At 65.4% G+C, this 22,539-nt stretch carries 20 protein-coding genes; 10 read left to right on the top strand and 10 right to left on the bottom strand.

Translation table 11 applies throughout. The annotated features are described in order from the left end of the window. Window positions 1–56: 56 nt before the first annotated feature. Window positions 57–1,295: an outer membrane protein assembly factor BamC gene (gene bamC / locus L0U84_RS05385; RefSeq protein ID WP_233848330.1), complete on the bottom strand. Its 1,239-nt coding sequence runs from the start codon at window positions 1,293–1,295 to the stop codon at window positions 57–59. A 111-nt stretch (window positions 1,296–1,406) separates the two neighbouring features. On the opposite strand from bamC, the gene L0U84_RS05380 reads away from it, so the two are divergent. From L0U84_RS05380 to L0U84_RS05370, 3 genes are all read left to right on the top strand, one after another. Continuing rightward, a complete protein-coding gene (locus L0U84_RS05380; RefSeq protein ID WP_233848328.1) occupies window positions 1,407–1,745 on the top strand; it encodes a hypothetical protein in 339 nt (112 codons plus the stop codon). 28 nt (window positions 1,746–1,773) lie between these two features. Next, window positions 1,774–2,238, top strand: a complete 465-nt coding sequence (locus L0U84_RS05375; RefSeq protein ID WP_233848327.1) for a DUF2844 domain-containing protein — start codon at window positions 1,774–1,776, stop codon at window positions 2,236–2,238. A 69-nt stretch (window positions 2,239–2,307) separates the two neighbouring features. Beyond that, on the top strand, window positions 2,308–3,570 hold the full coding sequence (locus L0U84_RS05370) for a DUF3443 domain-containing protein (RefSeq protein WP_233848326.1): 1,263 nt from the start codon (window positions 2,308–2,310) through the stop codon (window positions 3,568–3,570). A 49-nt stretch (window positions 3,571–3,619) separates the two neighbouring features. On the opposite strand, the gene L0U84_RS05365 is transcribed toward L0U84_RS05370, so the two are convergent. Next, complete coding sequence (locus L0U84_RS05365; RefSeq protein WP_233848324.1) at window positions 3,620–4,063, bottom strand: hypothetical protein; 444 nt, start codon at window positions 4,061–4,063, stop codon at window positions 3,620–3,622. A gap of 379 nt (window positions 4,064–4,442) precedes the next feature. Here L0U84_RS05365 and L0U84_RS05360 point away from each other — a divergent pair, with 379 nt between their 5' ends. Beyond that, window positions 4,443–4,904, top strand: coding sequence for a cadmium resistance transporter (locus tag L0U84_RS05360; RefSeq protein WP_233848322.1), 462 nt, complete (start codon window positions 4,443–4,445; stop codon window positions 4,902–4,904). A gap of 121 nt (window positions 4,905–5,025) precedes the next feature. On the opposite strand, the gene L0U84_RS05355 is transcribed toward L0U84_RS05360, so the two are convergent. Beyond that, window positions 5,026–5,367, bottom strand: a complete 342-nt coding sequence (locus L0U84_RS05355) for a hypothetical protein (protein WP_233848319.1) — start codon at window positions 5,365–5,367, stop codon at window positions 5,026–5,028. Between the two features lie 439 nt (window positions 5,368–5,806). Here L0U84_RS05355 and leuA point away from each other — a divergent pair, with 439 nt between their 5' ends. Further along, complete coding sequence (leuA, locus tag L0U84_RS05350; protein WP_233848318.1) at window positions 5,807–7,513, top strand: 2-isopropylmalate synthase; 1,707 nt, start codon at window positions 5,807–5,809, stop codon at window positions 7,511–7,513. A 128-nt stretch (window positions 7,514–7,641) separates the two neighbouring features. Here the strand turns inward: leuA and L0U84_RS05345 are convergent, their stop codons facing one another. From L0U84_RS05345 to L0U84_RS05325, 5 genes are all read right to left on the bottom strand, one after another. Further along, window positions 7,642–8,421 (bottom strand): amino acid ABC transporter substrate-binding protein, encoded by a 780-nt coding sequence (locus L0U84_RS05345; protein ID WP_233848317.1) that lies wholly within the window; start codon window positions 8,419–8,421, stop codon window positions 7,642–7,644. A gap of 293 nt (window positions 8,422–8,714) precedes the next feature. Continuing rightward, window positions 8,715–9,953: a benzoyl-CoA 2,3-epoxidase subunit BoxA gene (boxA, locus tag L0U84_RS05340; RefSeq protein ID WP_233848316.1), complete on the bottom strand. Its 1,239-nt coding sequence runs from the start codon at window positions 9,951–9,953 to the stop codon at window positions 8,715–8,717. Between the two features lie 68 nt (window positions 9,954–10,021). Further along, window positions 10,022–11,449, bottom strand: coding sequence for a benzoyl-CoA 2,3-epoxidase subunit BoxB (gene boxB / locus L0U84_RS05335; protein ID WP_233848314.1), 1,428 nt, complete (start codon window positions 11,447–11,449; stop codon window positions 10,022–10,024). Window positions 11,450–11,547: 98 nt separating this feature from the next. Further along, window positions 11,548–13,227: a 2,3-epoxybenzoyl-CoA dihydrolase gene (gene boxC, locus L0U84_RS05330; protein WP_233848313.1), complete on the bottom strand. Its 1,680-nt coding sequence runs from the start codon at window positions 13,225–13,227 to the stop codon at window positions 11,548–11,550. Between the two features lie 115 nt (window positions 13,228–13,342). Next, window positions 13,343–14,344: a helix-turn-helix transcriptional regulator gene (locus L0U84_RS05325; protein WP_233848311.1), complete on the bottom strand. Its 1,002-nt coding sequence runs from the start codon at window positions 14,342–14,344 to the stop codon at window positions 13,343–13,345. Between the two features lie 246 nt (window positions 14,345–14,590). On the opposite strand from L0U84_RS05325, the gene L0U84_RS05320 reads away from it, so the two are divergent. From L0U84_RS05320 to L0U84_RS05300, 5 genes are all read left to right on the top strand, one after another. Then, complete coding sequence (locus L0U84_RS05320; RefSeq protein WP_233848310.1) at window positions 14,591–15,058, top strand: DUF4863 family protein; 468 nt, start codon at window positions 14,591–14,593, stop codon at window positions 15,056–15,058. 73 nt (window positions 15,059–15,131) lie between these two features. Continuing rightward, window positions 15,132–16,721 (top strand): benzoate-CoA ligase family protein, encoded by a 1,590-nt coding sequence (locus tag L0U84_RS05315; RefSeq protein WP_233848309.1) that lies wholly within the window; start codon window positions 15,132–15,134, stop codon window positions 16,719–16,721. Window positions 16,722–16,732: 11 nt separating this feature from the next. Beyond that, on the top strand, window positions 16,733–17,605 hold the full coding sequence (locus L0U84_RS05310; RefSeq protein WP_233848308.1) for an alpha/beta fold hydrolase: 873 nt from the start codon (window positions 16,733–16,735) through the stop codon (window positions 17,603–17,605). 122 nt (window positions 17,606–17,727) lie between these two features. Then, entirely contained in the window at window positions 17,728–18,039 is a 312-nt protein-coding gene (locus tag L0U84_RS05305; protein WP_233848307.1) for a hypothetical protein, read from the top strand. Between the two features lie 128 nt (window positions 18,040–18,167). Further along, on the top strand, window positions 18,168–20,285 hold the full coding sequence (locus L0U84_RS05300) for a phosphocholine-specific phospholipase C (RefSeq protein ID WP_233848306.1): 2,118 nt from the start codon (window positions 18,168–18,170) through the stop codon (window positions 20,283–20,285). Between the two features lie 109 nt (window positions 20,286–20,394). Here the strand turns inward: L0U84_RS05300 and L0U84_RS05295 are convergent, their stop codons facing one another. Continuing rightward, window positions 20,395–20,775 carry a DUF5594 family protein gene (locus tag L0U84_RS05295; RefSeq protein ID WP_233848305.1) on the bottom strand — a complete coding sequence of 127 codons (381 nt, stop codon included), beginning with the start codon at window positions 20,773–20,775 and terminating at the stop codon, window positions 20,395–20,397. Between the two features lie 49 nt (window positions 20,776–20,824). Continuing rightward, window positions 20,825–22,501, bottom strand: a complete 1,677-nt coding sequence (locus tag L0U84_RS05290; protein ID WP_233848304.1) for an acyl-CoA synthetase — start codon at window positions 22,499–22,501, stop codon at window positions 20,825–20,827. Window positions 22,502–22,539: the final 38 nt, after the last annotated feature.

Below are 22,539 nucleotides of genomic sequence, written 5' to 3'. Positions count from 1 at the left end.
CGGATTTCTCCGGGCGGTTTCGTCGAACCGGCGGCGTAGGCCGCGAGGCTCTCGTATCAGTGCAGCTGGTCGACCATCAGGCTCATGATCTGCTTGGCCTGCGAGCTTTCGTCCAGTTGCCCCTTGTCGTCGACCACGGCCACGCGCGTCTGGTTCGGCGTCACCGCGCGCACGTTCACGCGATACTGCTTGGCGACCTTCTCCTTCCTGCCGTGGAAGACCTGGCTCCAGAAGCCCTGCTCGGCCGACGACATATCCTTCGGATCGACGTAGCGCACGAAATACAGGCCGCGGCTCACGTCGCGGTCGTCGACCGTGAAATTGCTGCGATCGAGCGCGAGGCCCACGCGCAGCCATGCGCGGTCATACGGCTCGCCGAGCGTGAGTTCGGTCGACGAGAGCTGCGCCGACGTGTTGTTGTTGGCCGAATCCGCGTCCGGCATCGGCGGCTGGGCAGAGAGCACGACGTTCTGCGCGGCCACGGCGGCCGTCGCCGACTTCGCACCCGCCGTCGCCGCGTTCGGCGCGGTCTGCGTGCCCGCAGGCGACAGTTCGGCGTTCTGCGTGCCAGCCGCAGTGGTACCCGAATCGGCCCGCGCGAGCGACGCCATCAGGCGCTTCAGATATTCCTGCTCGAGCGCCGGGTCGTTCGGCTTCGGTTGCCACTGGGTCGACTCGTTGTTCGTGCCGGCGATCGCTTCACGCATACCTTTCTGGCTGACGAACACATAGGTGCCGCCGTTCGGCGCCGCTTCGAGACGCGTGCGGAACTTGTTGCGCTCCGAGCTCACGTAGCTGTTGCCCATTGCCTTCGACAGCGTGTTGCGGATGAAGCCGTCGTTGATCTGCGCGTGGGTTTCGTTCCAGTCGGTTTCCATCACGCCCTTGTCGCGCTGGTCGACGACGAGCAGGAAACCCTGCTCCTGCCAGAAGCGGCGGATTTGCGGCCAGGCCTGATCGGGCGTTTTGTTGTCGAGCACGAGCCAGCTTTCCGTGCCGTCGCGCTGGATGTGGATGCCCTGCACGGGCGGCACGACCGCGACTGCGTCGCCGGCCGGCGCCTGCGACTGCACCTGTTTGAGCGTGGACAGCGAGGTTTCGCCGCCCTGCGGCGGCAGCGAGCGCTGATCGGCCGTCTCGTCGATCATGTTCGGCGGTACGGCAAGCGATGCCTGCTTCGAACGGGAGTCGCTCCTATAGTCGATTTTGGTCGGCGACGAGGTACCGCAGCCGGCGACCAGCCCGCCTGCCATGAGCATTACTGCAAACCGCTTGGTGAGACGAAAATCAATCATGTTCGGGGAATCCTTCCGCAACGCCACGGCAAGTTTCCGTGGATCAACCCAACATTTTACCGGTCCCGGCGAGGCGTGTGCAAAAACTGGGGTTTGCCCGCGAATCGCCCGGTGGAAAAGGGCATTCCGGCACCGAAAGACGGAGCTCAAATGTCCGGCGCCCGCGCGGTAGTCGCAACGGTGAGTCGCATGCCATGGCGACGAAGCGACAACGGGAAAAATGTCCGCGCCCTTCCCTCCTGTTTACCTGCTTATCAGGTAGATTTAACACTCAATAACACTTTCGGATTGACATCGGGAGTGTTCCTATCTTTTCCACCGGAGGCCTGTCGAATAAGGGTTTCCGGCCTGCATGCGGCTCATTTTTTCAACCTCGCGAGCGGTGCCAGCCGCCGCGGTATGCAAAGAACTGAAAAAACCGGTGCTACGTTAATCGCGTTATCTCAATAATAATCCGGCGCCAAACGAGGAAGGCCTCATGTCCAAGTCCTGCTGCAATCCATCCGCGCTCGCGTCGGCGATCGCCGTCGTCGCATGCTGCGCGAGCTTCGGCGCGCATGCCGAATTGGGCGGCACGATGCCGAGCCAGCCGGCGTCGGGCGCGAGCGCGCCGCGCACGCTGCTCAATGGCGCGCTGCGCGAGCGCACGTGGACCGATGCCGGCAATACGACCATCAACGAATACGCGACCAGCACCGGCCTGATCGTCGCCTACGCATGGCAAGGCCCGACGATGCCGGATCTGCACGCGCTGCTCGGCAAATACGGCGACTCGTACAAGACAGGCGCCGCGGCGGCGGCCGGCCGCGGCAATCTGCATGCGTCGCGGGTCACGCGCTCCGACGTGATCGTCGAGTCCGGCGGACCGATGCGTGGCTACGTCGGACGCGCCTGGCTGCCGGCGGCTTTGCCTGCCGGCGTCACCGCCGACGACATTCAGTGACGCGTGCGCCCCGCACGCGCCGCTCGCGCACCCTTCACGCCTGAGTTCCACCCGACCGACCGCCACGCCATGAAATCCGCCCTGCGTATCCATGCCCTGCTTCTGATCGTCTGCGCGGCCCTCGTCGGCTGCGGCGGCGGAGGCGGCAGTTCCTCGTCCGGCTCGTCCGGCCCGGGCTCGACGCCGTCCACGAGCACGCCGACCTCGCCCACCGCTCCCACCAGCGCGTCGAACACGAGCGCGACCGTGCCGCAATCGACCACGCCGAACGTGCAGCCGGTCACGGTCAGCGTATCGCCCGGCAATACGCCCAACATGCTGACGACGAGCGTCACCGTCTGCCAGGCCGGCACCAGCAACTGCGCGACGATCGACGACATCCAGGTCGACACCGGCTCGAACGGCCTGCGCATCCTCGCCTCGGCGCTGCCGACGACGCTGTCTCTGCCGGCCATCGCCGCGGGCAGCGGTACCAGCGCCGAATGCGCGGTGTTCGGCAGCGGCTACGCGTGGGGCTCGATCCGCAACGCGGACGTGCGCATGGCTGGCCAACAGGCGTCATCGATTCCGATCCAGGTGATCGCCGACAGCGCGCTGCCCGCCGCCCCCGCCGACTGCGCGAACTCCGGCGCGTCGCTGCTGACGGTGTCGAGCCTGCACTCGAACGGCATCCTCGGCGTGGGTCTGTTCCCGGTCGACTGTGGCGACGGCTGCTCGAACTCCGCATTGCCGCGCTGGTATTACAGCTGCACGACGAGCGGCTGCACCGCGACCGCGCAGCCGCTCGCGCAGCAGGTGACCAACCCGGTCAGCAGCTTCGCGCTCGACAACAACGGCGTCGTGATCGACCTGCCGGCCGTCGCCGAGGCGGGCGCGGCGAGCGTGTCGGGCTCGCTGATCTTCGGCATCGACACCCAGTCGAACAACACGCTGACGAGCACCAACGTGCTGAAGGCGAACTCGGCGACCGGCTACGTGACGACGAGCACGGGCGGCCAAACCTATGCGGTGAGCTATCTCGACAGCGGCTCGAATGGCCTGTTCTTCCATTCGACGCTGTTTCCGTTGTGCGGTGAGTGGTACTGCCCGACTTCGACGCAATCGGCGAACGCGTCGCTGACCGGCATCGATGGCGTGTCGAGCACGGTATCGTTCGACATCGGCGATGCGAATACGCTGTTCGCGTCGTCGAACAATGCGTTCGACAACCTCGCGGGCACTTCGAGTCAGGGCTTCGGCTGGGGCTTGCCGTTCTTTTACGGCAAACGCATTTACACGGCGATTGCGGCGCGCAATACGTCGGCCGGCCAGGGGCCGTATTACGCGTTCTGAGGTTGCCTGGGTTGGATGCGCAGTGAGGGCGCGGCGCGCGGGTGCGAACTCAGCCCGCCGCGCTAGCCGGTTGCGGAACCGGCGTGGCCAGCTTCGCCGGCGCGAGCCAGCGGAACACGTCCAGCTCTTCGCCGTGGAACGTGCACTCGGCGGCGGCCGGCGTGCTGACCTTCTTCGGCTCGACCGGCTTCGCGGCCACCTTGACTTCCGACGCCGCCTGCGACGCCGATGCCGCGAGCGGCGCGGAAGCCGCCACCGCGGAGGCGCTCACCACGTGCTCGATCGATCCCTCCACCACGACGCGCGAGCCGTGAATCGCGGCCGCGCGATGCGAGACCCGCAGCGTATCCGACGACATTCCCGGCGACGCCTCGGCCAGCTTGCTGCGCATCAATTGCTCGCATGCGCTCGAGTTGCGGGTGACGATCGTGCAGGCCGCCAGCAGTGTTGCCGCGCTCGCGATACAGGCGATAGAGAGAAGGCGAATCTTCATCGATGTTCCGTTGTTCCAGGCGTCGGCCATTGTAGCTTACGACCCCGCCGCCCGGTTTCGCGGCAGCCTGCCGCTTGACCTCGACGCGGCGCATCGACATCGTGTCGATCGGCCGCGCGCTTGGCCTCACCGCGCCGCCAAACCGAAGCCGCTTTCCTCAAGGTAACGACCTCACCTTCTTCATGCTCAGCCTCATCCTGCTCGCGATCGCCGCCTACACCGCGACCAATATGGACAACCTGTTCGTGCTGCTCGGGTTTCTGACCGAAACGGGCGCGCAACGCCACCGCGTCGTCGTGGGACAGTACGCGGGATCGCGGATTTCCGTCGCCGCGGCGCTCGTGCTAGCGGCCTGCTCACGCGCCTGCCGCCCGGCTGTGTGGGCCTGCTCGGCTTCCTGCCAATTGCGGTGGGCCTGCACAAGGCATGGCGGCGCTTCGGTCCCGGCCACGCGCAGCGCAACGACAGCGAGAGCAGCGACGCGCATGGTCATGCGCACGCCCCCCCTCTCGCAGCGCGCCGTGTCACCAGGCTGGCGGCCCGTGGCGGCTCATCGAGCTGGACCGTCGCCAGCGTCGCGATCTCCAACGGCTCGGACAACATCGCCCTCTACGTGCCGCTGTACGCGAGTCACACGGCCGCCCAGAACGCACTCATTTCGCTCGTGTTCATCGGAATGATCGGGCTGTGGTGCGCCGGTGCGCCATGGCTCGTCGACCATCCGCTGCTCGGCGCGCCGATCCGCCGCTACGGTTCGGCGCTGCTGCCGCTGATCCTGCTCGCGATCGGCGTATCGGTGATCGTGAGCAACGAAACGCTGCGGCTCGTGTTCGGGATGTGAGTGGCGCGGCGATTGGTCGAAGTGCGGCTCGGAAGCAGGAAAATACCGCGCGCCGCGCGGTGGCTTCAAGTCACCCCCTCAGCGCCGCGACCTCGTTTTTGCCGCTCCGGGCTCCGCAATCTCAATTCGCTGGCCGCTGCGGCTGCACGTAAGTCCGCACGCCCGCCAGCGGCGCGCCGTAGCCGCCCGCGCTCGCGTTGTTCGGCAAGCCGTTGACCAGCTGCGCGCGCGGATCGGTCGGATTCAGATTCAGCTCGCCCGCCTGCTGGTTGCCGTGCGTCGGATACTCGCTGCCAAGCGCCGCCTGCGGCATCAGACGCGTGCTGTTCTGTGGCGCGTTCATGTCGTTCTGCGCGCTGAGCCCCTGCGCACCCGCCTGGACGGCAAATCCGCCTGCCATCGCTGCAACCGCCGCGCATAGCACCAGCCGCGCGACGCCCGATGTATTCGCTACCTGTTCCATATCCGCCTCCTGCAAAGTGAAATGAGCGATGCCTCGCGACCGCCCACGCACGGAAAGCGCGAGCCGCCCGCCTGCCAGCCGCCACCCGTCCTGACTGATACGTACCGCCGCTGCGTCCGGATTCAACAAGCGGGCCCGCCATCCCGTCCGTCCTGCCGCAGGAAATGCCTGAGCCGCTCCAGGGGAATCCTTGACGCCCTCTCAATAATATGTTCCCATTGCGCACTATGTACCGCGCCCAGACCACCCTATCGCTACTACTAGCCCGCTCTACCGGGCTAGGTCTGCTGCTGCGCGCGTCCGCTTCTTTCTGATACACCGAAGCATCGCTTGAATCCCCAGTAACTGACCCAGCCCCGGTTTCCGACCGGCGGCCCAGTATCGCGTTTTCGTCGTCCGGTCGACACCCGTTCCACGGTCTCTCCCTCGGATGATGAAAATGTTGAAAAACCCCGCTACCAAGTACCGCTCGTTCAAGCCGATCAATTTGACGGATCGCCAGTGGCCGTCGCGCACCATCACGCGCGCGCCGATCTGGATGAGCACCGACCTGCGCGACGGCAACCAGGCACTGTTCGAGCCGATGAACGCCGAGCGCAAGATGCGCATGTTCAAGACGCTGGTGCAGATCGGCTTCAAGGAAATCGAAGTCGCGTTTCCGTCGGCGTCGCAGACCGATTTCAACTTCGTGCGCGAGCTGATCGAGGGCGGCCATATTCCCGATGACGTGACGATCGAAGTGCTCACGCAGGCTCGTGACGATCTGATCGAGCGTACCTTCGAATCGTTGCGCGGCGCGCCGCGCGCGATCGTCCATCTGTACAACGCGACCGCGCCGGAATTCCGCAAGATCGTATTCGGCCTCGAAAAGAGCGGCGTGATCGAACTCGCACAAAAGGCCGCACGCACGATGAAGCGCCTCGCCGACGCGCAGCCCGAAACCCACTTCACGCTGCAATACAGCCCGGAAGTCTTCAGCGGCACCGAGCTCGAATTCGCGAAGGAAGTCTGCGACGCGGTGTTCGATATCTGGCAACCGACGCCCGAGCACAAGGCGATCGTCAATCTGCCGGCCACCGTCGAGATGGCGACGCCGAACGTCTACGCGGATCAGATCGAGTGGATGCACCGCAACCTCAAGCGCCGCGACTCGCTGATCGTCTCCGTCCACCCGCATAACGACCGCGGCACGGCCGTCGCCGCCGCGGAACTCGCGGTGATGGCGGGCGCGGATCGTGTCGAAGGCTGCCTGTTCGGCAACGGCGAGCGCACCGGCAACGTCGACCTCGTCACGCTCGGGTTGAATCTGTACACGCAGGGCGTCGATCCGGAGCTCGATTTCTCGAACATCAACGAAGTCGCGCGCACGGCCGAGGAATGCACGCAGTTGCCGGTGCACCCGCGTCATCCGTATGTCGGCGATCTCGTCTTCACCGCGTTCTCGGGCTCGCACCAGGACGCGATCAAGAAGGGCTTCGCCGCGCAGAAGCCGGACGCGATCTGGGAGGTGCCGTACATGCCGATCGATCCGAGCGATCTCGGCCGCACTTACGACTCTGTGATTCGCGTGAACAGCCAGTCGGGCAAGGGCGGCATCGCGTATCTGCTCGAGCAGAGCTACGGCGTCGTGTTGCCGCGCCGTCTGCAAGTCGATTTCAGCTCGGCCGTGCAGCGCTTCACCGACGACAGCGGCCAGGAAGTCACGCCCGCGCAGATCTGGGAACTGTTCCAGCAGGAATACGTGCGCACGGCCGAACCGGTCCGCTACATCAGCCACAGCCTGTCCGAGCATGACGGCCGCGAGCACATCAAGCTCAACGTCGAAATCAACGGCACGCCGCGCGTGCTGATGGGTGCCGGCAACGGCCCGCTCGACGCGCTGATGCACGCGTTCGACGTGCCCGTGCGGATCCAGCACTACGAGGAACGCGCGCTCACTCAGGGCGCCGATGCGCGCGCGATCGCGATCGCCGAGATGGCCGGTGCCGATGTGGCCGGCAGCGCGTTCGGCGTGGGTGTCGATGCGAACCTGATCACCGCGTCGATTCGCGCGGTGATCAGCGGCGTGAACCGCGCGTATGCACGCGTGAACGCGGATGCGCAGGAACGCTTCTTCGACGCCGCGCTGAGCGACGCGACGGTGTGAGGCCGGGGTCTGCCACGTTGAACATGCGGTGCACCACAGGTTCAACGCGCTGACAGCAACGAAGAAGGGGCGTTTCGACGCCCCTTCTTTTTTAACGTGAATATATCCGCTTCAGCGTCGGCCGAGGTTCATTGGTACACGTCGCGGCCGAAGTACTTCAGCGAAATCCGCTGGTACGTACCGTCCTTTCTGATGCCCGCGAGCGCGTCGTCGATCGCCGCCCGCAGCTTCGGATTGCCCTTGCGGATCAGCACGGCCGACTTGTCGCTGCTATTGGGCGACGTATCGACCGCGACGACCTTGATCCGCGCGTCGGGCTCGCGCTTCTTGTAGTCGAGAAACGACAATGAATCGTTGACGGTCGCGTCGACGCGACCCGCGACGAGCAGATCGATCGATTCGTCGAAGCCCTGCGCCGGAATCACCTGCGCGCCGTGCGCGGCCGCGATCCTGCCGACGTTGCTGGTCAGTGTATTGGCCGACTTGCGGCCCTTCAGGTCATCGAAGGATTTGATCGTCGTGTTGTCCGACGCGACGATCAGCACCGCGTGCGACGTGATGTACGGGTCCGAGTAGTCGTATTTGAGCTTGCGCTCGTCGGTGATCGCGACCTCGTTGATCACCGCGTCGTAGCGATTGACGTCGAGACCGGCGATCAGCCCTTCCCATCTGGCTTCGATGAACTGCGGCTTGACGCCCAGACGCTGCGCGATCGCGCTGCCAAGCTCGACGTCGAAGCCGGTCAGCTTGCCGGCGTCGTCGTGATAGGTGAACGGTGCGTAGGTGCCTTCGGTGCCGATCCGGAACACGCGCGATGCCTTGATCTGCGCGAGATCGTCGGCGCTCGCCGGATGCGCCAATGCCGCCTGCAATAGCGCGATCATCGCGAGTGAACGAATCGGCTTCATCGGACGGCTCCGTCTGGGTGGCTGCGCAGGGGGCGGACTGCCGCGTTTGGCGGGCGTGCCGTCGCGCGGCCGGCTGCGTGGGCCGACTGTAGCAAAACCGTCCGCGAATTTCAAAGCGCTTCGCGCGTGGGCGCGTGGACACGCTCACGCGCGCCGGTGAGCCGCCGCGTTCGTCCGTCGACAACATGACACAGGCAAAAAGGCCCCGCAAGCGCTCATACTTTCACGAGCCTTTGCGGAGCCTTTTCGTGGAGCATTCGGTATGGGTGGCGCGTCGCCTCGCATTCGGTGCTTCAGTAAGTCTCCAGATGCAGCCGCCCTTCCCGCTTCAGCTTCGCCCACAACGCTTCCCAATCGAGCTGATGCTGCTCGCCGATGTCCTTGAGCGCCTGCAGCACGCCGTCTTCCATGCCTTTGAGCCCGCACACGTAGATATAGGTGTTGTCGTCCTTCAGCAGATTCGCAACGTCGGCTGAACGTTCGCGCATCGCGTCCTGCACGTAGCGCTTCGCCTGTCCCGGCGTGCGCGAAAACGCCAGCGTCGTGTCGATGAAATCCTTCGGCAGATTGGTCAGCGGTCCGAAGTACGGCAGCTCCTCCTTGGTGCGCGCGCCGAAGAACAGCATCAGCTTGCCGGTCGCGCCTTTCAGACGCTTGCGCCGGCGGTACTCGGTCATCGCGCGCATCGGCGCGGAACCGGTGCCCGTGCAGATCATCAGCAGATGCGAGTTCGGATGATTCGGCATCAGAAAGGTGCTGCCGAACGGGCCGATCACGTTGACCACGTCCCCTTTCTTCAGATCGCACAGATAGTTCGAGCAGACGCCGTCGATCGCGTCGCCGTGCTGCTGCGACACGCGCCTGACCGTCAGCGACACGTTGTTATAGCCGGGCCGCTCGCCATCGCGCGGACTCGCCACAGAGTACTGGCGCGCGTGATGCACGCGGCCATCGGCGGCAGCGCCCGGCGGCAGAATGCCGATCGACTGGCCTTCGAGTACCGGAAACGGCATCGAGCCGAAATCGAGCACGATGTGATGGATGTCGTTCGACGTCGCGCCGTCGGTGAGCCGGTAGTTGCCGACCACGGTCGCGGTGGTCGGCGCCTTGTGCGTGTACAGATTCACGTAAGGCTTCGCGGCCGACCACGGCGGCACGACCGCGCCGCGCACGGTGTCGACTTCAATGCCGTCCGCTTCGGCGGAGCCGTCGCCCGCAGCGGACGCCGCCGCCGTTTCTTCAGCCGGCACCGCCATCGTGTTCTGCTCCGGCAGCACCTCCCACGTGAACTGCTCGTCGATCGAATACGCGTCGGCCTTCAGCACCGTGCGCCAGTTGTCGATCGCGCCGGTCGGGCACGGCGGCACACAGGCCATGCAACCGTTACAGACATCGGCCTTCACGACGTAGTTGTTGTCGTCGTGCGTGATCGCATCGATCGGACAGGTCTCTTCGCAGGTATTGCAGCGAATGCAGATCTCCGGATCGATCAGATGCTGCCGCAGAACTTCGACCGATACTGCGCCGTTCATGACTACCTCCACCTGGTAATACGGCGTGCGCGCGGCGCGCCTTTCATGCTTCGGACACCTCAGTTGCTTCAGTTGAAGCGCACGTATTCGAAATCGACCGGCTGACGGTTCACGCCCATCGCGGGCGGCGCGATCCAGTTCGCGAACTTGCCCGGCTCGGCGACGCGGCCCATCAGCGACGCGACGAACGCGCGGTCTTCCGGCGTGGCGAGCCACTTCGCTTCGTTGGCGGCCCATTCGGCTTCGCTGATGATGCGGCCGTCGGGCGACACGCGCGTGCCCGCGAAGGTGCCGATCTGCCGGTTGAACGCCTTGTGCGGCACCGTCATGCGAAAGTCGATACCGGCCTTTTCGAGCACCTTGTTCCAGCGGCCCACACCCGACACCGAGTCCTTGATGTAGTCGTCGCGCAGCACTTCGTTCATCGCGTTGAGCATCGGCACTTCGCGCTCGACGAGCTTGCCGTCCTGCACGTCGAGCAGTTTGTAGCTGTGCTCGTTCAGGCGATGATCGTCGTCGCGCTTGCCTTCCTCGTAGCGGCCCTTCAGGCCCGAGCTATAGAACGTCGCCGCGTTCGACGAATGATCGGCGCCGAACAGGTCGATCGTGACCGAGTAATGGAAGTTCAGATAGCGCTGGATGGTGGGCAAATCGATCACACCGGCCGCGCGGATCTTCGCGACGTCGTCGGTGCCGAGTTCGTTCATCACCTGCGCGGTGCGCTGGATCACCCGCGACACGCCCGATTCGCCGACGAACATGTGATGCGCTTCCTCGGTCAGCATGAACTTCGTCGTGCGCGCGAGCGGATCGAAGCCCGACTCCGCGAGCGCGGACAACTGGAACTTGCCGTCGCGGTCGGTGAAGTACGTGAACATGTAGAACGCGAGCCAGTCCGGCGTTTTCTCGTTGAACGCGCCGAGAATGCGCGGATTGTCTTCGTCGCCCGAGCGCCGGCCAAGCAATGCTTCGGCTTCCTCTCGACCGTCGCGGCCGAAGTAGCGATGCAGCAGATACACCATCGCCCACAAATGGCGCCCTTCCTCGACGTTCACCTGGAACAGGTTGCGCAGATCGTACAGCGACGGCGCCGTCAGACCGAGGTGACGCTGCTGCTCGACCGAGGCCGGCTCCGTATCGCCCTGCGTGACGATGATGCGGCGCAGGTTGGCGCGATGCTCGCCGGGCACGTCCTGCCACGCGGCTTCACCCTTGTGCTCGCCGAAGTGGATCTTGCGGTCCTGCTCGCCGGGCGTGAGGAAAATGCCCCAGCGGTACTCGGGCATCTTCACGTAATCGAAGTGCGCCCAGCCTCCCGCATCGACGCTGACCGCGGTGCGCAGATACACGTCGTAGCCGTGCGAGCCTTCGGGGCCCATATCGCCCCACCACGACAGAAAGTTCGGCTGCCATTGCTCGAGCGCGCGCTGCAGCGCGCGGTCGTCTGCGAGGTTGACGTTGTTCGGAATCTTTTCGCTGTAGTTGATCGAGGACATGGTCGGTTCCCTGGGTCAATTCCCGGTTCGGAAGCTGCAGTGGCGAGAGGCGCGTATCGGCAGGCGGCGTCGTTTAGTCGGAATGAGCGCGGCGCGGATCACACGCGCGACACATCGAATTGCGCCTTGCTGCCTTTGCCGTACACCTTGAGCGCACCCTTGTCGCCCACAGCGTTCGGCCGGTTGAAGATCCAGTTCTGCCAGGCGGTGAGACGGCCGAAAATGCGCGTCTCCATCGTCTCCGGCCCGTTGAAGCGCAGATTCGCTTCGAGGCCAGTCAATGCGTCGGGCGACATCGCCGCACGCTCTTCGAGCGCGATGCGGATTTCGTCGGCCCAATCGATGTCGTCCGGCGACGCGGTGACGAGACCAAGGCGCTCGGCATCGAGCGCCTTGACCGGCTGGCCGATCAGCGCGCGCACCGCGTCGAGCGGCTCGGCTTCCTCGTAGAAGCGGCGCGCGAGCCGCGATTGATGCGTGACCATCGGATACAGACCGAAGTTGACTTCCGACAGCGTGATCGCCGGCTCCTCGTCCTCGTTCTCGGGTAGCGCGGCCATGTAGGTGCGATCGGCGGCGAACGCGAGTTCCGCGAACGTGCCCGCGAAGCACGAGCCCGGCTCGATCAGCGTAAAGATGGAGCGCGACGACACGTCGAGACGCGCGAGCGTGCGGCGCAGCATGCCGATCGTTTCGCGCACGAACCAGTGATCCCTGTGCTGCAGCAGCGTCGCGTCGACCGCCAGCAATTGGCGCGCGTCGCCTTCGGTCTTGAACACCCAGGTGCCGATGTCGAGCGCGTTGGTGCGCATCGACAGGATCGCGTCGTCGAGTTCGCGCGCGAATTGCAGCGGCCACCAGTTGGCGCCGGCCGCGACGATCGCTTCGATGTCAGTCGGTGGCTCGCTGTGCGGCGCACGCGCGGTGAAGGTCGCCACACGTTTGGTGCGATCGATCGACACGTCGACCGTCTGATAGCTGAGGCCGTCTTCGCGATCCGTGCGTTCGATGCGCGTGAGCGCGACGCCTGGCGCTCCGGCCGGACGATCGCTGTGCGCGCCGAGTTCGAGCGCGCGCGCCTGAATGGCCTGCTCGAACTGGTTCGGCTTCACGACTTCGTCGACGAGACGCCACGCCTTCGCGCGTTCGCCGCGCACGCCCTCGACCACCGTGCAGAAGATATCCGCGCGATCGTGGCGCACCTTGCGCTTATCGGTCACGCGCGTGAGACCGCCGGTGCCGGGCAGCACGCCCAGCAGCGGCACCTCCGGCAGCGACACCGAAGAGGAACGATCGTCGATCAGATAGATTTCGTCGCAGGCGAGCGCGAGTTCATACCCGCCGCCCGCACACGCACCGTTCACCGCGGCGAGAAACTTCAGCCCCGAATGGCGCGACGAATCTTCGAGCCCGTTGCGGGTTTCGTTCGTGAACTTGCAGAAGTTGACCTTCCACGCGTGCGACGACAGTCCCAACATGAAGATATTCGCGCCCGAGCAGAACACCCGGTCCTTCAGGCTCGTCACCACCACCGTGCGGACTTCCGGATGCTCGAAGCGAATGCGTTGGATCGCGTCGTGCAGTTCGATGTCGACGCCGAGATCGTACGAATTGAGCTTCAGCTTGTAGCCGTCGCGAATGCCGCCGTCCTCGGCGATGTCGATGCCGAGCGTCGCGACCGGACCGTTGCAGCTGAGCTTCCAGTGCTTGTACTGCGACGGCTCGGTGCGGTAGTCGACCGGCGCGGCCTGAGCAACGGCGGTGGGTGCTGTGGACATGGGGCGTCTCCTGACTGGACGATGCAATCTGTTTTTTTGAACAATAGTGCATCGTCATACCAGCGTAAAGCACTTTAGTGCATTTTTACGGGGAAACCCTGGCGCCCACGATTGGTCAGTTCACGCGCGCTTCGTCGGGCGCTTCCGCCGCGAGACGCGCGGCCAGGCGGTCGCGCAGTTGCAGATAGGCATCGGCCAGCGTCTTCTCGCTGGTGTCGAACGACATGTCCGCGCGCCCGTACAACTCGGCGCGCCCGGCGAGGATGCGCTTCAGGTCGTCCATCGCCTCGCGGTTGCCGGACATCGGCCGCAGATCGCCTTGCGCGACGACGCGGCGCATATGCTCGTCGGGCGTCGCCTGCAGCCATACGGTGAAGCAGTGCGACAGCAGCACGTTGAAGGTGCCCGATTCCGACACGAGCCCGCCCGGCGACGCGATCACCGCGCGCGGATGCTCGTGGATCACCGCCTCGAGCGCGCGCTGCTCGTAGCGTCGATACGCGCTCGCGCCGTACAGCGAATGGATCTCCGACGGCGGACAGCCCGCGAGCTGTTCGATCACGCGTGTGAGCTCGATGAACGGCACCTTGCGTTCCTGCGCGAGCATGCGCCCGAGCGTCGACTTGCCCGCGCCGCGCAGGCCGATCAGCGCGATGCGGTCCTTGCGGTGCGGGTCGCGCGGCGCCTGCGCGAACATCTCCGCGAGCGCGATGCGCGCACGCTGCAGCGCGTCCTGGTCGCGGCCCTGCAACAGTTCGCGGATCAGCAGCCATTCGGCGGACGCGGTGGTTTCGTCGCCGACCACCTCGGCAAGCGAGCAGTTCAGCGTGGCCGCGAGCTGCCGAAGCACCAGCACCGACGCATTGCCAACACCCGATTCGAGGTTCGCCAGATGCCGCTCCGACAAACCGGTTTCGGCCGCCAGCGTCTTGCGCGTCATGCCGCGGCGCGCGCGCAGCAGACGCACGCGCTCGCCCATCGCGGTCAGGAAAGGGTCGCGTTCTTCGCGCTCGATGCCACGTTCGGCCGTGCGTTCACCCGCGCGCCCGGTGGGTTCGGCGCGGGCCGCGTCGTCGTCGGTTTCATCCGACGGTGCGGGAGAGTACTTATGATTCATGTTTTGCGACCTCATGACTGCGATACATGTACTATAGTGCTTGACACGCACTACGTGAACGGTTTAATTTTCGCCAAAAGCTGATCCAATCACAAACACAGTCGCGCGCCGCCTTGGTATTCGGGCGGCGTCACGGAGACGGCGCCGCAATACGCATGCACCAAAGTTCCGGGGGCCGGCCATCCGGCGGCCGGCGCACCGGTGCTCGGCCGTCCGGCCTGCGTGAGCGCGCTTCTGGAGGCTCGCATGTCCCCACAGGAATTCCAGCGCCTGATCACAGGCGTCACTGGGCAACTCGCCGGGCGGCCGCTCGACGCTGCGCTCGCGGACTGGCTGAACGACACCTGGCCCGCCGACAGCCCCACCTTCCAGGAACTGGCGAACGCATGCCGCGGCGGCGTCGCCGAAGGCTGGCTGTGCAATCGCGAGGCCGGCGGCATCCGCTACGGCCGCATCTTCAAGGCGCTGCCCGACACGCACGGCTTTTCCGTCGACGTCGTCGACATGCAGGACATTGCCGGCCCGCACCACGTGCATCCGCACGGCGAGATCGATCTGATCATGCCGCTCACCGAAGGCGCGAGGTTCGACGGCCATCCGGCCGGCTGGTGCGTGTACGGCCCCGGCTCGGCGCATCGTCCGACCGTCGCGAACGGCCAGGCGCTGGTGCTGTATCTGCTGCCGCAAGGGGCGATCGAATTTACGCGCGCGTGAGCCGCGAGCGGGCAGCATCGAGCGGATCACGGGCATGCAAAAGCCGGACCGCGTCCACGGATGGAGGAGACATATGGAAGCCCTGCTGGAAACGAGTGCGCGCGAGCCGGTTGCGCCGCCGCCCCCGCTGTTCAACTTCGCAAGGCATCTATTCCAGTTGAACGAAGCGCGCGCGAGCAAAGTCGCTTATATCGACGACCACGGCGCGCTCACCTACGGCGAGCTCGAACATCGCGCGCGACGCTGCGCCAGCGCACTGCGCGCGCTCGGCGTGCATCCCGAGGAGCGCGTGCTGCTCGTGATGCTCGACACCGTCTCGCTGCCGGTCGCGTTTCTCGGCGCGCTGTACGCCGGCATCGTGCCGGTCGTCGCGAACACTTTGCTGAGCGCCGCCGACTATGCGTACATGCTGACGCACAGCCATGCGCGAGCGGTAATCGTGTCGGAACCGTTGTTACCTAACGTGACGCAGGCGCTGAGCGGCATCGACGACGACGGCTGTCAGCTGATCGTCTCCCAGCCTCGCTCGTCCACCGAAGCGCCGCTCGCGGCGCCCCGCTTCGAAACGCTGGTCGACACCGCATCACCGGCGCTCAAAGGCTGCGCCAGCAACGCGGACGACATCGCCTTCTGGCTGTATTCGTCGGGCTCGACCGGCAAGCCGAAAGGCACCGTCCACACGCACGCGAATCTGTACTGGACCGCCGAGCTGTATGCGAAGCCGGTGCTCGGCATCGTCGAGAGCGACGTGGTGTTTTCGGCGGCGAAGCTGTTCTTCGCGTATGGGCTCGGCAACGCGCTGACGTTCCCGCTGTCGGTCGGCGCGACCGCGATCCTGATGGCCGAGCGCCCGACCGCCGACGCGATTTTCGCGCGCCTCGTCGAGCATCGTCCGACCGTGTTCTATGGCGTGCCGACCTTGTACGCGAACATGCTGGTGTCGCCCAATCTGCCCGCGCGCGCCGACGTCGCGATCCGCGTGTGCGCGTCGGCAGGCGAGGCGTTGCCGCGCGACGTCGGCGAACGCTTCACCGCGCACTTTGGCGCCGAAATTCTCGATGGCATCGGCTCGACGGAAATGCTGCACATTTTCCTGTCGAATCGCGCGGGCGAAGTCGAATACGGCACGACCGGGCGCCCCGTGCCCGGCTACGAAATCGAGTTGCGCGACGAAGCCGGGCGGCCGGTACCCGACGGCGAAATCGGCGATCTGTTCATCAAGGGGCCGAGCGCGGCGCTGATGTACTGGAGCAATCGCGAGAAAACGCGCGCGACCTTTCTCGGCGAATGGATCAGGAGCGGCGACAAGTACCGGCGTCTCGCGAACGGCTGTTATGTTTACGCGGGCCGCAGCGACGACATGCTGAAAGTAAGCGGCCAGTACGTGTCGCCGGTCGAGGTCGAGATGGTGCTCGTCGCGCATCCGGCGGTGCTCGAAGCTGCGGTGGTCGGGGTCGATCATGGCGGACTCGTGAAAACGCGCGCGTTCGTCGTGCTCAAGCGCGACTTCAAGCCATCCGATCTGCTCGCGGATGAACTGAAGGCCTTCGTCAAGGAACGGCTCGCGCCGCACAAGTACCCGCGCGATATCGTGTTCACCGACGATCTGCCGAAAACCGCCACCGGTAAGATTCAACGCTTCAAGCTGCGCGAACTGTCATAGGTGATTCATTGATGCAGAACCGAGGTACCGCCTCTGCCACTTCCTCCGCGAGTGCCTCTGGCAGCTTCGCCGAGCTGCCGGCGACCGCGTCGCATGGGCCGCTGCGCATCGAGTATCGCTGGGTCAACGAGCACGCGAATACTGAAGCGAACGCTCAGCAGGACGATCCGCCGATCGCGGTATTCCTGCACGAAGGTCTCGGCTCGATCGCAATGTGGCGCGACTGGCCGCAGACGTTGTGCGAGCGGCTCGGCATGCGCGGGCTCGTCTATTCGCGGCCCGGCTACGGACTCTCGACACCGCGTGCGCCCGACGAGAAATGGCCGGTCGATTTCATGACCGCGCAGGCGCGCGACATCCTCCCCGCGCTGCTCGACGCGCTCGGGATCGATCCGCGGCAACGCCAGCGCATGTGGGTGATCGGCCATAGCGACGGCGGCTCGATCGCGCTTCTGTACGCGGCACTGTATCCCGATGCGCTCGCGGGTGCGGTCGTGATCGCGCCGCACGTGTTCGTCGAAGACATCTCGGTGCAAAGCATCGCCCAAACGAAGCAGCTTTACGAAACCACCGATCTGCGCGGGAAGCTCGCCCGCTATCACGCGGACGTCGATTCCGCGTTCTACGGCTGGAACGATATCTGGCTCGACCCGGCGTTCAGGCAGTGGTCGATCGTCGAGGCGCTCGCGCAGATCCGCCGAGCGCTGCTCGCGATCCAGGGCCACGACGACAATTACGGCACGATGGCGCAGATCGACACGATCGCCGAGCGCGTGCCGCACGCGCAACTCGTGAAGCTCGACGCCTGCGGACACTCGCCGCATCGCGACGCGCCCGCCGCGCTCAACGATGCGATCGCCGGGTTCGTTCGCGGCCAGGAATAAGCGGCGCCCCAACCTGTCACCGATACTTCATAAAAATTACACGGATCGGCGATTATGCTGCGGCATCGCTGACCTCGGCACCTCGATGGCGAGGCATCCCTTCCCCGCCCGGAGACCGTGCCATGCCCCTCGTGTCGAAGCCGAACCGTGCGCCGCGGTGCAAACGTTTGACGGGCGCCGTGGCTGTTATCGCGCTGTGCGCGCTAATGGGCGCATGCAGCGACGACGACCCACCCGCCGCCCCGAATACCATCAGTTCTACCGAGCATTCCGCCGCTGACCCCGGCGACCCACCGAGCGCCACGCCGCCGGCCGACTCCGCGCCGCCGACGCTGACGATCCAGACACCGGCGGCACCCGCATTCGAAGCCGGCACGGCGCTGTCCGCCGCCTCGCCGCCGCTTGCCAGCCCCGTCATCCATACCGTCGATTGAGAATCGCGCCGCGCGCGGCGGCGGGTTTGCCTTCGCGCGTCAGACGCAGCATCGCCGTATCAGTACCGCAATTCGCTGTCCCCGTGCCTTTTCCCCCACCGAAGATCAAAGCCACATCCGCCACAACCATGACCTCAAACAATCGCCGTGATTTTCTGCGCTCGGCCGCGCAAGCCGCCGGTTCCTTCACCGCGTTGAGCATGCTGCCGCCGGGCATCCGCAATGCGCTCGCGATTCCGGCCAACAACCGAACCGGCACGATCCACGATGTCGAGCACATCGTCGTGCTGATGCAGGAGAACCGCTCGTTCGACCACTACTTCGGCACGCTCAAAGGCGTGCGCGGCTTCGGCGACACGCGCGCGATCAAGCTCGCGAACGGCCAGCCGGTGTGGTATCAACCGCTCACCGCCGACACCGCCGGCGCCAGCTACGTGCTGCCGTTCCATCCCACCGCGCCGAATCTCGGCCTGCAATTCCTGCAGGATCTCGCGCACGACTGGGGCACCACGCATGCGGCATGGAACGGCGGCCGCAACGATCAGTGGGTGCCGTCGAAAGGCGCGACCACGATGGCCTACCTGACGCGCGACGACATTCCGTTCCACTATCAGCTCGCCGACGCATTCACGGTCTGCGACTCGTACCACTGCTCGCTGATGGGCCCGACCGACCCGAACCGCTACTACATGTGGAGCGGCTGGGTCGGCAACGACGGCAGCGGCGGCGGTCCGGTGATCGACAATTCGGAACTCGGCTACGGCTGGTCGACCTTCCCCGAAGTGCTGCAGAACGCCGGCATCTCGTGGAAGATCTATCAGGACATCGGCACCGGGCTCGATGCGAACGGTTCGTGGGGCTGGACGCAGAACGCGTACATCGGCAACTACGGCGACAACTCGCTGCTCTATTTCAACCAGTATCGCAACGCGCAGCCGGGCAACCCGCTGTACGATAACGCGCGCACCGGCACCAACGCGGCGAACGGCGACGGCTACTTCGACATCCTGAAGCGCGACGTGCAGAACGGCACGCTGCCGCAGGTGTCGTGGATCGTCGCGCCCGAAGCGTACTGCGAACATCCGAACTGGCCGACCAACTACGGCGCGTGGTACATCGACCAGGTGCTGCAGATCCTCACGTCGAACCCGGACGTGTGGAGCAAGACCGTGCTGCTGATCAACTACGACGAAAACGACGGCTTCTTCGATCACATCGCGGCGCCGTTCGCGGCTGCGTCGAGCGCGAACGGTCTGTCTACCGTCGACATCACGCACGACATCTATGCAGGCGATCCGAAGAACGTCGCCGGGCCGTACGGGCTCGGACCGCGCGTGCCGATGCTGGTGGTCTCGCCGTGGTCGAAGGGCGGCTACGTGTGCTCGGAAGTGTTCGACCATACCTCGGTGATCCGCTTCATCGAAAAGCGCTTCGGCCAGCACCACGATCTGCGCGAATCGAACATCACGCCGTGGCGCCGCGCGGTGTGCGGCGATCTGAGCTCGGCGTTCAACTTCGCGAATCCGAACGCGTCGGTACCGTCGCTGCCGAGCACGAGCGGCTACGTGCCGCCCGACCAGAACCGTCACCCGGACTACGTGCCGCAACCGCCGACGCTGCAGACGGTGCCGAAGCAGGAAGCGGGCGTGCGCCCGGCCCGCGCATTGCCGTATGAACTCTTCGTGCGTGTCGACGAAGGCTCGAACGGCAAGCTGACGATGCGCTTCGTCAACACGGGCCGCGCGGGCGCGGTGTTCCTCGTGTACGCGGCCAATAGCGCCGACGCGCCGCGCAGCTATACCGTCGAAGCAGGCAAGCATCTGCAGGACACGCTGCTCGTCAACGCCGATGGCAGCTACGACTTCAGCGTGCACGGACCGAACGGATTCCTGCGCCGCTTCGCGGGCAAGGTGGTCGCGAGGAACTGGTGGAATGGTTCGGACACCGCACGACCGGTGGTCGCCGAAGGCTACGATGTTGCGAACGGTAATCTGCAACTGCGGCTCGAGAATGTCGGCAGCGCGCGTTGCGAGTTCACGATCGTCAACGCGTACGACGCGAACCACGTAATCAGGCATTCGGTGCGCGGCGGCGACACCGACAATCTGTACCTCGATCTGCGCAACGCCTACGGCTGGTACGATCTCGCGATCACCGTCGATACGGACCCGACGTTCGCGCGCCGCATCGCCGGTCACGTGGAGACCGGCAGTAGCAGCATGAGCGATCCGGCGTTGGGCGGCTGAGCGTCGCCGCAACGCAACTCTGCAAAAGCGACGGCCGCTGGCTCCTCGAGCACAGCGGCCGCTTTTTTATCCAGCTCTGGAACGCAACCCCGCAAACGCGTGCCAGCGCTTACGACTCGAAATCGAGCCCGCCGATCAACGTAACCGGCTCCCCCTGCGTATGCGTGGAGAAATCGAGTTCGCGCGCCTGGGTCCACGCATTGAGCTTGCGCGGCAGCGCGGCCAGATATCTGGCGAAACGCAGCGCGCCCTGCTCGCCCATCAGTCTTTCGATTTCGTCGCTGTCCCAGGTCAGATACAGATTCAACGGATGCGGGTAGTGACCGAGCTCTTCGAGCGGCGTTGCGTGAATCCGCACGCGGGTGGGCTGCCCCTCTTCGCCATGCGGCAACACCTCGGTGTGCACGGTCTTCGCGAAACACGCGGTGATCGCCTCGGCGATGCGCGGCGCGAACTCCTGGTCAAAACGAATTGCACTCTCCGGGCGCATCCGGGCTCTCCGCTGTGATTCTGATCGTGGGTCGGTCATCGTAGCAGACTCAGTTTTTCGCCGGCGGCATCGCGTCCGGTTCGTGCGTGCCGGTCTCCTCCAGCGCCTCGCGCAGCGCCTTGCGGATCACCTTGCCGGTGGCCGTCATCGGCAGGCTTTCGACGAAGCGAATCTCGCGCGGATATTCATGCGCGGCCAGACGCGTCTTCACGTGCCGCTGGATCTCGCGAACGAGCGCATCGTCGCCGACGAAACCCGCTTTCAGCACGACGAACGCCGTCACGATTTCGGTGCGCTCGCGATCGGGCGCGCCGACCACGGCCGCCATCGCGACCGCTGGATGACGCAGCAGCGAGTCCTCGATCGACGCCGGCCCGATGCGGTAGCCCGCACTCGTGATCACGTCGTCGCCACGGCCGACGAAGCGAATGAAGCCGTCCGCGTCGCGCGTGCCGAGATCGCCGGTCAGCAGAAACTTGCCGCGGAATTTCTCGCTGGTGGCCGCGTCGTTGCGCCAGTAGCCGAGAAACATCACCGGATCGGGCGCGGCCACCGCGATATCGCCGATCGCGCCGGGCGGCAATTCGTTGCCGGCGGCATCGACGATCGCAACATGGTGGCCCGGCACCGCGCGCCCGATCGCGCCGAAGCACGGCTCGAACAGCGCCGCGCACGACGACACCACCACGTTGCACTCGGTCTGCCCGTAGAACTCGTTGATCGTCACGCCGAGCGCGTCGCGTCCCCAGCCGATCAGTTCCTCGCCGAGCGATTCGCCGCCGCTCGCGACCGATCGCAACGCAAGACGCAGATCAGCGGGCCGCTCGACGCCGCGCATCATCTTCAGCGCGGTCGGCGGAAGAAACGCATGGGAGACCGCGTGACGCGCGAGCAGATCGAACGCGGCATGGCCATCGAATTTCGCAAAACGGCGCGCCAGCACCGCGACGCCGTGATGCCACGATGGCAGCAGCACATCGAACAGACCGCCGATCCACGCCCAGTCCGCGGGCGTCCACATCAGCGTCGCGTGCGCGGGAAAGCCCTGCTGCGACATCTCGACGCCGGGCAGATGCCCGAGCAAAACGCGATGCCCGTGCAACGCGCCCTTCGGTTTGCCGGTCGTGCCCGATGTATAGATGATGATTGCCGGATCGTCCGCGGCGGTATCGGCCGGCGTGAACTCGGCTCGAGCGCCATTCAACGCCCGCCAGAACGAGCGCACGGGCGCGTCCGATGCTTCGTCGTCCTGCTCGATATCGACACTGAACACGTGTCGCAACTCGGGCAGTGCGCCGCGAATTTCGTCGATCTTTTGCACACCGGCGTGATCGGTGATCAGCGCGACCGCGCCGCTGTCGCCGAGCCGATGCTCGATCGCGTCCACGCCGAACAGCGCGAACAGCGGCACCGCGACCATGCCGGCCTTGTATGCCGCGAGATGCGCGATGGCCGTTTCGATCGATTGCGACAGGAAGATGCCGATGCGCTCGCCGCGCCGCGCGCCCGCCGCGAGCAGCGCGTTGGCGAAACGGTCGGACAGTGCCTTCAGTTCGTCGAACGTATAGCGGGTCGCGCGGCCGTCGGCGTCTTCATAGATCAGCGCGAGACGCCCCGAGCCATCGGCCCACTTGTCGCACGCGTCGACGCCGATGTTGTAGCGCGGCGGAATGCGCCACGTGAAATGGGTCGTGAGCGAATCGTAAGTCTCGCCGTCGAGGTTCATCGTGTCTCCGGATGCTGTATTTGTGTGCATGGGCGGTG

It is taken from the genome of Paraburkholderia sp. HD33-4, assembly GCF_021390635.1.
In the GTDB taxonomy this organism is placed as follows: Bacteria; Pseudomonadota; Gammaproteobacteria; order Burkholderiales; family Burkholderiaceae; genus Paraburkholderia.
The sequence above is the reverse complement of the archived record's forward strand: the minus strand, read 5'-3'. Positions and strand labels throughout refer to the sequence as shown.

What these genes read in the sequence shown, in the direction of transcription:
- bamC (WP_233848330.1), bottom strand. Translation starts at nt 1,295, where the DNA reads ATGATTGATTTTCGTCTCACCAAGCGGTTTGCAGTAATGCTCATGGCA.
- L0U84_RS05290 (WP_233848304.1), bottom strand. Translation starts at nt 22,501, where the DNA reads ATGAACCTCGACGGCGAGACTTACGATTCGCTCACGACCCATTTCACG.
- L0U84_RS05305 (WP_233848307.1), top strand. Translation starts at nt 17,728, where the DNA reads ATGCCCCTCGTGTCGAAGCCGAACCGTGCGCCGCGGTGCAAACGTTTG.
- L0U84_RS05355 (WP_233848319.1), bottom strand. Translation starts at nt 5,367, where the DNA reads ATGGAACAGGTAGCGAATACATCGGGCGTCGCGCGGCTGGTGCTATGC.
- boxB (WP_233848314.1), bottom strand. Translation starts at nt 11,449, where the DNA reads ATGTCCTCGATCAACTACAGCGAAAAGATTCCGAACAACGTCAACCTC.
- L0U84_RS05300 (WP_233848306.1), top strand. Translation starts at nt 18,168, where the DNA reads ATGACCTCAAACAATCGCCGTGATTTTCTGCGCTCGGCCGCGCAAGCC.
- L0U84_RS05370 (WP_233848326.1), top strand. Translation starts at nt 2,308, where the DNA reads ATGAAATCCGCCCTGCGTATCCATGCCCTGCTTCTGATCGTCTGCGCG.
- leuA (WP_233848318.1), top strand. Translation starts at nt 5,807, where the DNA reads ATGTTGAAAAACCCCGCTACCAAGTACCGCTCGTTCAAGCCGATCAAT.
- L0U84_RS05320 (WP_233848310.1), top strand. Translation starts at nt 14,591, where the DNA reads ATGTCCCCACAGGAATTCCAGCGCCTGATCACAGGCGTCACTGGGCAA.
- L0U84_RS05365 (WP_233848324.1), bottom strand. Translation starts at nt 4,063, where the DNA reads ATGAAGATTCGCCTTCTCTCTATCGCCTGTATCGCGAGCGCGGCAACA.
- L0U84_RS05295 (WP_233848305.1), bottom strand. Translation starts at nt 20,775, where the DNA reads ATGCGCCCGGAGAGTGCAATTCGTTTTGACCAGGAGTTCGCGCCGCGC.
- boxC (WP_233848313.1), bottom strand. Translation starts at nt 13,227, where the DNA reads ATGTCCACAGCACCCACCGCCGTTGCTCAGGCCGCGCCGGTCGACTAC.
- boxA (WP_233848316.1), bottom strand. Translation starts at nt 9,953, where the DNA reads ATGAACGGCGCAGTATCGGTCGAAGTTCTGCGGCAGCATCTGATCGAT.
- L0U84_RS05345 (WP_233848317.1), bottom strand. Translation starts at nt 8,421, where the DNA reads ATGAAGCCGATTCGTTCACTCGCGATGATCGCGCTATTGCAGGCGGCA.
- L0U84_RS05315 (WP_233848309.1), top strand. Translation starts at nt 15,132, where the DNA reads ATGGAAGCCCTGCTGGAAACGAGTGCGCGCGAGCCGGTTGCGCCGCCG.
- L0U84_RS05375 (WP_233848327.1), top strand. Translation starts at nt 1,774, where the DNA reads ATGTCCAAGTCCTGCTGCAATCCATCCGCGCTCGCGTCGGCGATCGCC.
- L0U84_RS05310 (WP_233848308.1), top strand. Translation starts at nt 16,733, where the DNA reads ATGCAGAACCGAGGTACCGCCTCTGCCACTTCCTCCGCGAGTGCCTCT.
- L0U84_RS05325 (WP_233848311.1), bottom strand. Translation starts at nt 14,344, where the DNA reads ATGAATCATAAGTACTCTCCCGCACCGTCGGATGAAACCGACGACGAC.